At 67.1% G+C, this 5464-nt stretch carries 5 protein-coding genes; all 5 read left to right on the forward strand.

Features of this window, described 5'->3' with window-relative positions:
- Positions 1-1152, forward strand: a 1152-nt coding sequence (locus tag ELR45_RS39220; RefSeq protein WP_205857336.1) for a DUF2264 domain-containing protein, incomplete at its 5' end; no start/stop codon positions are given.
- A gap of 62 nt (positions 1153-1214) precedes the next feature.
- The gene (locus tag ELR45_RS26785) at positions 1215-2489 is read left to right on the forward strand and encodes an ABC transporter substrate-binding protein (protein WP_129669045.1); all 1275 of its coding nucleotides are present in this window, start codon (positions 1215-1217) and stop codon (positions 2487-2489) included.
- Between the two features lie 107 nt (positions 2490-2596).
- The gene (locus ELR45_RS26790; RefSeq protein WP_129669046.1) at positions 2597-3550 is read left to right on the forward strand and encodes a carbohydrate ABC transporter permease; all 954 of its coding nucleotides are present in this window, start codon (positions 2597-2599) and stop codon (positions 3548-3550) included.
- Positions 3550-4455, forward strand: a complete 906-nt coding sequence (locus ELR45_RS26795; protein WP_129669047.1) for a carbohydrate ABC transporter permease — start codon at positions 3550-3552, stop codon at positions 4453-4455. The genes ELR45_RS26790 and ELR45_RS26795 overlap by 1 nt, the downstream gene beginning before the upstream one ends.
- Positions 4456-4460: 5 nt before the next feature.
- Entirely contained in the window at positions 4461-5270 is an 810-nt protein-coding gene (locus tag ELR45_RS26800; protein ID WP_129669048.1) for a ferredoxin-NADPH reductase, read from the forward strand.
- Positions 5271-5464: the final 194 nt, after the last annotated feature.

Raw genomic sequence — 5464 nt, forward strand, 5'->3', positions numbered from 1 at the left:
ACATCGCCGTCGTCCGGTTTGCTGCGCAGGGCCGCATCCGGAGTCGTCGCGCACTTCGCCGACAACGGGTCGCCCGACGACCGCGGCCTGCTGACCATGGGCTGGCATCACGAATGGCGAAGCCTCGCGCAGAGCTACTCCGGGCCGTCGTCGCCGTACTGGGCGGCGAAAGGGATGCTCGGGCTCGCGCTCCCGGCCGACCACCCGGTGTGGACGGCGGCAGAAGAGCCGCTTCAGGTCGAGCAGGACGACGACGTGTGGGTGGCGCAGGCTCCGGGATGGCTGGTCAGCAGCACCCGGAACGACGGCGTTGTCCGCGTGGCCAACCACGGCACCGACCACGCCGTCGTCGGAGCTTCGGCCGCTGACTCTCCGCTGTACGCGCGGCTGGGCTACTCGACCGCGACGTCGCCGCTCCTGTCGCCCGACGCCTGGCACAACCCGGTGGACCAGTCGGTCAGCCTGCTCGACGCCGACGGGCGCGGCACGCACCGGGCCGGAATGCGCACGCTGCGAACCGACGTCGTCAACGCACCGGACGGTACACGGGCCGCCGTCGGTGTCTCCGTCGCCCGCGCACGCTGGGTGGAACCGGCGAGCGGGCAGCGTGACCACGGTTCGGGCCGGGGCGGTTCCTCTCGTGACGCGGCAGCCGTGACCACCGTGTCGATCCTGCGCGGGCCGTGGGAGGTGCGCTGCGTCCGGGTCGACCCGCTCGCCGACGCCCCGGACGCGGTCTCCGCGGCCGAACGTCTTCGGGTCGGCGGCTGGCCGCTGGCCGCCGACGTCGCCCCGAAGGAGTCGGCGACGGTCGACGGCGCCGCCGAGGTGCGCTCGACAAGGGCGATGTCCACGGTATTTCCGGGCGACGGGTTCGACGAGGCGGGCATACACCGCGCGGACGACGCGAGCCCGCTGGGCGATCGCAGCGCCACCCCGTGGGTGTCGGGCCCGGTGCGTCCCGGCCGGTGGAGCGCCGTCGTCGTCGGTCTGAACGGCGTCGCCGACGCGCAAGCCGTGAACCTGCCACCGACGTTCGACGTGGACGGTCAGCACGCGCTGGTGCGCGTCGAGTGGCCGGACGGACGCCGGACGGAGGTAGACCTACCACGTTCTGCGGCGGAGAACGTGCCACAGCCGCAAGCCGGCTGACGGACTCAACGGGGGACACACGACAGGCCTCGACGACGAGACCTGAAGAGAGGAGATCGGAAATGCGAGGACGTTTAGGAAAGGGAGTTGTCTCCGCTGCGGCGCTGGCGCTCGTGGTGTCCGCCTGCGGAGGCGACGACGGCGGCGGCAGTGGCGACAGCGCATCCAGCGGAGACGGCGAGGTCACTCTGTCGGTATCGGCGTGGAACATGGATACCACGCCGGAGTTCCAGGCGCTGTTCGACGCATTCGAGGAAGCCAACCCGAACATCACGATCGAGCCGGTGGACATCCTCGCGGATGACTACGACGACAAACTCACGGCGATGCTGGCCGGCGGCGACGAGACCGATGTGCTCACCATGAAGAACGTCATCGGATACTCGCGCTACGCCAACCGTGGGCAGCTGATGGACATCAGTGACCTGGTCGAGTCCGCGGACACGTCGAACCTCGCCGGTCTCGACGCCTACGACATCGACGGCTCGTACCACGCGATGCCGTATCGCCAGGACTTCTGGCTGCTCTACTACAACAAGGCGCTGTTCGACGCGGCCGGGCTCGACTATCCGGAGAACCTCACCTGGGACGAGTATGCGCAGCTCGCCGAGCAGCTGACGTCGGGCGACGGGGTTCACGGGACCTACCACCACACCTGGCGGTCGGTTATCCAGGCGATCTCCGCGGCGCAGACCGGTGGTGACCAGCTGGGCGGCGACTACTCGTTCTTCACCGACCAGTACGAGATGGCGGTCGGGCTGCAGGACTCCGGCTTCGCGCTCGACTTCGGCACCGCCGTCTCACAGCAGGCCGACTATCGGAACATGTTCGAGACCGAGGCGACCGCCATGATGCCGATGGGCACCTGGTACATCTCCGGGATCCTCGCGGCGACGGAGAGCGGCGAGACGGAGGTCGACTGGGGAATCGCCCCGATGCCCCAGCGTCCGGACTCGGGCGAGGTCGTGACGTTCGGCTCGCCCACCGCCTTTGCGGTCAACGAGAACGCCGAGCACGCCGACGCCGCCAGGACGTTCGTGGAGTTCGCCGCCGGCGAGCAAGGCGCCACGGCGATCGCCGAGGTCGGCGTCGTCCCGGCATTGCAGACGCCGGAGATCACCGACGCGTACTTCGCCCTCGACGGCATGCCTGAAGACGACCTGTCCAGGACGGCGTTCGAGCCGGACGTCGTCGAGCTGGAGATGCCGGTGAGCGAGACCACGTCGGACATCGACACCATCCTCAACGAGGAACACGAACTGATCATGGTCGGCGACAAGTCGGTCGAGGACGGCATCGCGACGATGGGGGACCGCGTCAACAGCGAGGTCCGTTAGCCCATGTCGCGCCACGTTCCACCCGCTGATCATCAACGAGGAGCCACACGCCCGCGCCACCGTGGCCATCCGTTGATGATCAGCGGGGCAAGGCCGGAGAGGACCACATGTCTCACGTAACGACTCAGCCGGACGCCACCAGGCCGGCGCCCGCGGAACGGGGCCGGCCGCCGCGCCGCAAGGGCAGAAGCCGTCAGATCAGGCGCAACACGCTCGTCGGGTGGAGCTTCATCCTGCCCAACTTCATCGGCTTCGCGCTGTTCACCCTTGTTCCGGTGACCGCCGCGTTCGTCCTGGCGTTCATGGAGTGGAACTCGTTCGGCTCCCCTGAGTGGGTGGGGCTGGACAACTTCCAGCGGATGTTCGGCGACGAGAACTTCAGGGTCGCCCTGTTCAACACCCTCTTCTACGCCGGCGGCCATATCCCGCTCACGCTCGTCGCCGCGCTGACGCTGGCGATCGTGCTGAACCGGAAGATCCGCGGTGTGCAGTTCTTCCGGACCGCAGCGTTCTTCCCCTACATCACTTCACTCGTCGCCGTCGCCGTCGTGTGGAACATGCTGTTCAACCCGACGATGGGACCGGTGAACCAGTTCCTGGAGACGCTGGGCATGGCCAACCCGCCGGGGTGGACCGCCAGCACCGACTGGGCGATGCCCGCTGTCATCATCACCAGCGTGTGGCGGGACATGGGTTACTACATGGTGCTCTACCTCGCCGGCCTGCAGACCATCCCCGAGGAGTACTACGAGGCCGCGCGGGTGGACGGGGCCAACGCGTGGCAGCGGTTCTGGCACGTCACGCTCCCGGGCCTGCGGCCGGTGACGTTCTTCGTCGTCGTCATGCTGACCATCCAGAGCTTCAAGATCCTCGATCTGATCGTGGTCATGACCGATGGCGGACCGGGCCGCAGCACGCTGGTGCTGGCGCAGCTCATCTACCGGGAGGGGATCCGTGAGGGCCGGTTCGGGTACTCGTCGGCGATCGCGCTGGTGCTGTTCTTCATCGTGCTGATCGTCACGGTCTTCCAGTTCCGCCTCAATGAACGGAGGAAGGCCTGATGACCGCAATGCCTGATGCACCGTCTCCGGCCTCGCCGGCGGCACCGGAGAACACGCCGGCCACGGCCGTGCGGGCGCGCCGTAACAGGCGCCTGGTCCGCAAGACGTTGACGTATGTCGTCATGACCGCTGCCGCGTTGCTGGTGCTGGTGCCGTTCGCGTGGATGATCTCGTCGTCGCTGAAACGCAACAACGAGGTCTTCACCGTTCCGATCCAGTGGATCCCGGACGAGTTCCGATGGTCCAACTTCGTCGACATCTGGGATCGCATCCCGATGGTGACGTACCTGCGGAACTCGGCGTTCCTCGCGATCACCATCACGTTCCTGCAGGTGCTCACCGGGAGCTTCGCCGCCTACGGCTTCTCCAAGGTGCGCTTCCCGGGCCGCGACGCCTTGTTCGTGGCCTATATCGCGACCATCGCGGTGCCGTGGCAGGCGTACATGGTGCCGCAGTACATCATGATGCAGGAGGCGGGCCTGACCAACACGTTCTGGTCCATCATCCTGCTGCAGGCGTTCGGCGCGTTCGGGGTGTTCCTGATGCGCCAGTACTACATGTCGATCCCGGACGAGCTGGTTGAGGCGGCCCGGATCGACGGCCTCAGCGAGTACAGCATCTACTTGCGGATCATGCTGCCGCTGTCCAAACCGGCCCTGGCCAGTCTGGCGTTGCTGACGTTCGTCAACACGTGGAACGACTACATGGGGCCGTTCATCTATCTGACCAGCAATGAGCTGTGGACCGTCCAGCTGGGACTGCGTTCGTTCATCGGACAGTACAGCGCTGACTACGCGATGATCATGACGGGCGCCGTCATCTCGGTGCTGCCGATCGTCGTCATCTTCCTGCTCGGCCAGCGGTACTTCATCCGCGGCATCGCGACGACGGGTCTGAAGGGGTGAGCGCCATGGAGACGACCGCGGCCGCCGTTCCTTCCCGTACCGATACAGGACGCGACACGAACATGTCCTCCGGACGCTGGGGTGATGACCCCGGCCCGTCCGGCGGGCGTGACTCTGCGAGCGGCGGCGTGGTGCGTGCGCTGCTGCGTCCGGCTGCGCAGAGCACATACGAGAACATCTTCGGCACCGTGTACGTCGGCCTGATGGTCAACCTGCTGCTGGTAGTGACCTGCTCGCCACTGCTGGTGGCGCTGGCCATCGTCCGTGACCCGGTCGCGTCGTGGCCGTTCTTCCTGGCGCTGTCATGCGTGTGCGCACCGGCGCTGGCCGGAGCGTTCGGCTGTTTCAAGGCCCTCGGCGACGATGACGGCTCGGCGGTGCTGCGCCCGTTCTGGCGCGCATACCGATCGGCCGCGCGCCGAGCACTGGGTGTGTGGGCCGCGGGCTCGGCGATCGTGGCCGTGCTGCTGGTCGACGGCGTCGTCCTCGCGCGTACCGCGTGGGGCGGAGCCCTGGTGCCGTTCTTCGTGACGACGTCTGCCCTGGTGGTCGCGGTCGTGGTCGGTGCCGTCGTGATGGTCGTCGAGCGGCCGGACGCACGGCTGCGGGAGCTGGTGCGGCCGAGCATCTACCTCCTGGCGCGCCGCTGGTATCTGGTGGTGATGAACCTGGTCGTGCTCACGCTGGCTGTCGGGATCGCGCTGCTCAAGCCTGCGATTGGGCTGCTCGTGGTGTGCTCGCCCCTGCTGTACGTGGTGTGGGCGAACACCCGTTACGCCCTCGCCCCCATACTCCCCGATGATCATGAATGCTAACCGGTGTTATGTGCACGGCTAGTGTTCATGATCATGGGACTGGTCCATCGCAACGTAGCGAGAGGAGAGCAATGCCCAGACAACATCGCTCGGCAATGTTAGCGCTCACGACGGGGGTGGCGACCGTGTTCAGTGCCGGCGTCGTGGCCGCACCCGGTGCGTCGTCGGAAACGGCCGACGACGAGCCGGGGAGC

It is taken from the genome of Phytoactinopolyspora endophytica (genome assembly GCF_004138495.1).
Classification (GTDB): domain Bacteria; phylum Actinomycetota; class Actinomycetes; order Jiangellales; family Jiangellaceae; genus Phytoactinopolyspora; species Phytoactinopolyspora endophytica.